Raw genomic sequence first — 6,092 nt, forward strand, 5'->3', positions numbered from 1 at the left:
CGCGACCCCGCCGAGCCCCCACAGCGCCGCCTGGGCGGGGCTGTCGATGCGGTCGGCGCGGCCGACGGACACCGCCCCACGCGTGGCCGTCCACAGCGGCGCGTCGACGCCGGCGTCGCCGAGGGCCCCGATCAGCGCGACGGTGAGTGGCAGGCCGGTGGGCAGGACCGAGCCGTCGGACCAGGGCCGGTCGGCGAGGCCGAGCAGCGACAGTACGCCGTCGAGCCGGGTGTCGCCGGCCGCTGCGCGCAGCCGGTCGGCGAGCACGGCGCGGTCGGCGCTCTCCCAGAGGACGGTGACGGCCTCGACGCCGGCATCCCGCAGGACCGTGACGTAGTCGTCGGTGTCCGTGCCCGCGGGGGTCACGACCAGCCAGGTGCCGGGAGTCCCGCGCACCGGTGTGTCGTGCAGGACACGCCAGTCGACCCGGTAGTGCCACTCGTGCGCGGCGGGCGCCGCGGACACCTCCGCGGGGCGCGGGACGAGCCAGTAGTGCTGTCGCTGGAAGGCGTAGGTGGGGAGGGCCACCTGCCGGCCGCCGTCGTGCACCGCGGCCCAGTCCACGGACACGCCGCGCGCCGACAGCTCGCCGAGCGAGGTCAGGAACCGGTCCAGGCCGCCTTCTTCGCGGTGCAGGGTGCCGACGACGACTCCGCCGTCGGCGGCCTCCAGCGCCTGCTGTATCCAGATCGCCAGCACCGGGTTCGGGCTGACCTCGACGAACGCGTCATGGCCCGAGGCGATGAGCTGGGCCACGGCTTGGTCGAACTCGACCGGCTGGCGCAGGTTGCGGTACCAGTAGTCGGCGTCCAGCGTGGCACCGTCCAGCCATCCGCCCTCAGCGGTGGAGTAGAAGCCGACCGTGGCGGACCGCGGGCTCACATCGGCCAGCAGGCCGAGCAGTTCGTCCTGGATGCGCTCCACCTGGCGGGAGTGGGCGGCGAAGTCGACGCCCGGGATGGGCCAGCGCAGGACCGACTCGGCGGACAGCTCGGTGCCCAGCTCCTCCAGTGCTTCGGGGTCGCCGGAGAGCGTCACGGAGGTGGGTCCGTTGACGGCGGCGACGCTGATCCGGCCGGCCCAGGCGGCGATCCGCTCGCGGAGCGGCGCGGCGGCCATGGCCACGAACATCATCGCGCCCTGCCCGGACAGCGAGGCGAGGGCCTTGCTGCGCAGCGCGACGATCTTCGCCGCGTCGTCGAGGCTCAGCGCGCCGGCCACGCAGGCGGCGGCGATCTCGCCCTGGCTGTGGCCGATCACCGCGTCCGGCTCGACACCGCCGGACCGCCAGAGCGCGGCGAGGGACACCATCACGGCGAAGAGCACCGGCTGTACGCGGTCGACCCGCTCGTAATCGCCGGAGCGCAGTATCTCGGTCAGCGACCAGTCCACGTGCGGGGCGAGCGCACGCTCGCACTCGGCGAGGCGCTCGGCGAACACCGGGGCGCTCTCCAGCAGTTCCAGCGCCATGCCGGCCCACTGGGTGCCCTGGCCGGGGAAGACGAACACGGTACGGCGGCCGGCGTCGGCGGTGTGCACGGGCGCCGTACCGTCGATCAGCGCCTGGAGGCCGCCGCGCAGGGTCTCCCGGTCGGCTCCGACGACGACGGCCCGCCGCTCGAAGGCGGTCCTGGTGGTGGCCAGCGAGTAGCCGACGTCGAGCGGGTTCGCCTCCAGCCGGTCCAGCAGGCCCCGGGCCTGGTCGCGGAGGGCACCGTCGGTCCTGCCCGACAGGGTCCAGGCGACGACCGGCTCGGTGGCGGGTGCGGCGTCCGGTACGGGAGTGGGTACCGGGTCCGGCTCGGCCTGCTCGATGATGACGTGCGCGTTGGTGCCGCTCATGCCGAACGACGAGACACCGGCCCGTAGCAGGCCGTCCCAGGACCGTTCCTCGGTCAGCAGTTCGGCGTTCCCCGCCGACCAGTCGATGAAAGGCGAGGGCACGTCGGCGTGCAGCGTCCTGGGCAGCACGCCGTGCTCCATGGCCTGGAGCATCTTGATGATCCCCGCCACGCCGGACGCGGCCTGGGTGTGGCCGATGTTGGACTTCAGCGAGCCCAGCAGCAGCGGCTGTTCGCGGTCCTGACCGTAGGTGGCCAGCAGCGCCTGCGCCTCGATCGGGTCGCCCAGCTTCGTGCCGGTGCCGTGCGCCTCGACGACCTGCACCTCGGACGGTGCGAGTCCGGCGTTGGCCAGCGCCTGCTGGATGACGCGCTGCTGCGACAGACCGTTCGGGGCGGTCAGCCCGTTGGAGGCGCCGTCCTGGTTGACGGCGCTGCCGCGTACGACGGCCAGCGCCCGGTGCCCGTTGCGCCGCGCGTCCGACAGACGCTCCAGCACGAGCATGCCGACGCCCTCCGCGATGCCGAAGCCGTCGGCCTCGGCGCCGAACGGCTTGCACCGGCCGTCGGCGGCCAGCCCGCGCTGCCGGCTGAACCCGGTGAACGAGAGGGTGGAGCCGAGGACGGTCGCGCCCGCGGCCAGCGCCAGCGAGCACTCGCCGGACCTCAGCGCCTGGGCCGCCAGGTGCACGGCGACCAGCGAGGAGGAGCAGGCCGTGTCGATGGTCAGGGCCGGCCCCTCAAGACCGAGCGAGTAGGAGATGCGGCCGGACAGCACGCTGGTGGAGATGCCCGCGATGAGGTGACCCTCCGCCTCCTCGGGGACGCGTTCGATGTCCCCGCCGTAGCCCTGGTACCCGGCGCCGACGAAGACGCCGGTACTGGAGCCGCGCAGGGTCGTCGGTTCGATCCCGGCCCGCTCCAGCGCCTCCCAGGAGGTCTCCAGCAGCAACCGCTGCTGCGGATCCATCGCCAGCGCCTCGCGCGGGCTGATCCCGAAGAACGCCGGGTCGAAGTCACCAGCGCCGTAGACGAAGCCACCCGCCCGCGAATACATCGTGCCGGGAGCGTCGGGGTCTGCGTCGAAGAGGCCGTCGAGGTCCCAGCCGCGGTCGCCGGGCAGTTCGGAGATGGCGTCGCCACCCTCGGCGAGCAGTCGCCACAGCTCTTCGGGGGTGCTCACACCGCCGGGGTAGCGGCAGCTCGCTGAGACGATGACGATCGGGTCGTCCCCGGCGGGCGCGACCGCGGCGACCGGGACGGCCGGAACCGGGGCGGTGCCCAGCAGTTCGGCGCGCACGTGGTCGGCGAGGGCCGTGGCGGAGGAGTAGTCGAAGACCACGGTGACCGGCAGCCGCAGCCCGGTCGCGGCGTTCAGCCGGCCGCGCAGTTCGACGGCGGTGAGCGAGTCGAAGCCCAGATCGCGGAACGCACGTCCCGGCTCGATCTCGTCGAGCGACTCATGGCCGAGGACGGCTGCGGCCTGGGTGCGGACGATGTCGGTCAGCACCTCGCGCCGCTCGGCCTCGGAGAGGCCACGCAGCCGGTCCAGCAGCGGGGAGGAGGAGCCCTCTTCCGAGCCGTCCGCCCCCGCGCTCTGCCCGGCCAGCGCCTGCCGCGCGTCTGTCAGGTCGGCGATCAGCGGGCTGGGCCGGGCGGAGGTGAACACCGGCGCGAACCGGTCCCAGTCGACCGCGGCCACCACGACAACCGTCTCGTCGTGGTCGAGGACCTGCTGGAAGCCGTCAATGGCGAGGGCGGGGCGCATGAACGGTATGCCCCGGCCGAGCAGTTGCTGCTCGGCGAGGTCGGCGGCCATGCCCTTGCCGTTCTGGGGCGCCCAGATGCCCCACACCACGGAGGTGGCGGACAGACCGCGGGCGCGCCGGTTCTCGGCGAGGCCGTCGAGGTAGGCGTTGGCGGCGGCGTACGCGCCGTGGTCGGCGCTGCCCCACACCGCGGAGATGGAGGAGAACAGCACGAAGGCGTCCACCTCCCCGATCAGTTCGTCCAGGTGCGCGGCACCGAGCACCTTCGCGTGAAGGGTGTCGCCGAACTCGGCGAGGTCGGTGTCCGGGAGCGGCACCAGCCGGCCCGCTCCCGCGGTGTGCATGACGGAGCGGATGCGGTCGCCCTTGGCCTCGATGTCAGCGATGAGGGCGGCCAGTTGGGCGCGGTCGGTGACGTCGCACGCGGCGGTGGTCACACGGGCGCCCAGCGATTCCAGCTCCGCGGTCAGTTCGGCCGCGCCGGGCGCCGCACCGCCCTGCCGGCTGGCCAGGACCAGGTGCTCGGCGCCGTTGCCGGCCAGCCAGGCGGCGATCTGCCCACCGACGGCGCCGGTGCCGCCGGTGATCAGTACGGTGCCGCGCGGGCGCCACGTCTCGGACACGGGTGCGGCCGGCAGCGGGGCACGGGCGAGCCTGCGCCCGAAAGCGCCGTCGGGCCGCAGGGCCACCTGGTCCTCGCCATGGGTACCGGCCAGCGCGGAGATCAGCGCGTTGGTGTCGAACCCGTCAGCCAGGTCGCAGAGTCCGCCCCAGCGCCGGGGGAACTCCAGCGCGGCGACCCGGCCGAGGCCCCAGACGAGATTCTGGGCGACGCCGGTCACCGGGTCGTCGTGGCCGGTCGAGACGGCGCCGCTGGTCAGGCACCACAGCGGGGCGTCGATGCCCGCGTCGCCGAGCGCCTGGACGAGGGAGAGTGTGACGGCCACGCCGACGGGCACGGCCGGGTGGTCCGGGTGCGGGCTCTCGTCCAGGCCGAGCAGTGAGACGACCCGGCCGACCGGCCTCGGCACCTCGGCGAGTCGTCGCGCCAGCGTCTGCCGGTCACTGTCGGCGCCGGTCAGCACGGTGCGCGTCACGGTGGCACCGGCAGCCTCAATCGCGCGGCAGACCGTGTCAGCGAGCGGATGGCCGGACTCCGGGACAAGGACCAGGCAGTGGCCCGCGAGGGTGGCGGGCTCCCCCGTGGGCAGCGCCTTCCACTCGACGCGGTACCGCCAGGAGTCGACGGTCGAGCGACTGTCCCGGCGATTGCGCCAGTCGGAGAGCGCGGGGAGCACCTCGCTGAGCGTGGCGTCCGGGTCGAGGCCCAGCAGTTCAGCGAGGCCGCCGTTCTCGACGGTGCTCCAGAAGCGCTCCTCCTCGGCCCCGGCCATGCCGACGGAGTCCTCCAGCCAGTACCACTTGTGCTGGAAGGGGTACGTGGGCAGGCCGCGGTGCGCGGGCGCGCCGCCGAGGACCGGTGCGAAGTCCACCGCCACACCGCGTGAGAACAACTCACCCGCCGAGATCAGGAAACGGCGCAGACCACCCTCGTCACGGCGCAACGTCCCCGTGACCACAGCATCCTCAGCGGTCTCCTCGATCGGCACCGTGAGAACCGGATGAGCACTGACCTCGACGAACGCACCGAACCCCGCCTCGACCAACCCCCGGACGGCGCTCTCGAACTCAACCGTCTGCCTCAGATTGCGATACCAGTACCCGGCATCCAACTCCGAACCGTCAACCCAGCCGACATCAACACTGGAGAAGAACGGGACCGTCGACTCACGCGGCGCCAAACCCTCAAGTACGGACAGGATCTCCTCACGGATCTCCTCCACCTGCGCCGAATGCGAGGCGTAATCAACCGGGATCCGCTTGGCCCGCTCCACCGAGCCCAACACCGCGTCCAGACCCGCAGGGTCACCCGACACCACCACCGACGACGGCCCGTTCACCGCAGCCACCGAGACACCAGCCGGCAGCAACTCCCGCACCCGCTCCACCGGCAGCGGCACAGACACCATGCCACCCCGACCCGCCAAAGCTGTGATCGCACGCGACCGCAGAGCCACCACCCGGGCGCCGTCCTCCAACGACAACGCACCCGACACCACAGCAGCGGCGATCTCACCCTGCGAGTGACCCACCACCGCATCAGGACGGACACCCACCGACTCCCACACCGCGGCCAGCGACACCATCACCGCCCACAACACCGGCTGAACCACATCCACCCGGCCGAACTCACCCGCCGCCACGACCTCGGACAACGACCAGTCCACAAACGGCGCCAACGCCGCCTCACACTCCGCCATCCGACCCGCGAACACCGGCGAGGACTCCAGCAACTCCACCGCCATCCCCGCCCACTGCGAACCCTGACCCGGGAACACAAACACCGTCCGGCCCACAGGACCAGCGGCCACCCCGACCGCCTGCTCACCAGAAACCAAAGCCGACAACCCCGCGGCGAATT

General features: G+C 72.7%; 1 protein-coding gene. It reads right to left on the reverse strand.

Annotated features, from left to right (window positions below; genetic code table 11):
* Positions 1-6,009 (reverse strand): type I polyketide synthase (locus QR77_RS03320; RefSeq protein WP_236710523.1); only part of this gene is annotated, 6,009 nt, incomplete at its 3' end.
* Positions 6,010-6,092 lie beyond the last annotated feature (83 nt).

This window comes from Streptomyces sp. 150FB (assembly GCF_000818195.1).
Classification (GTDB): Bacteria; Actinomycetota; Actinomycetes; order Streptomycetales; family Streptomycetaceae; genus Streptomyces.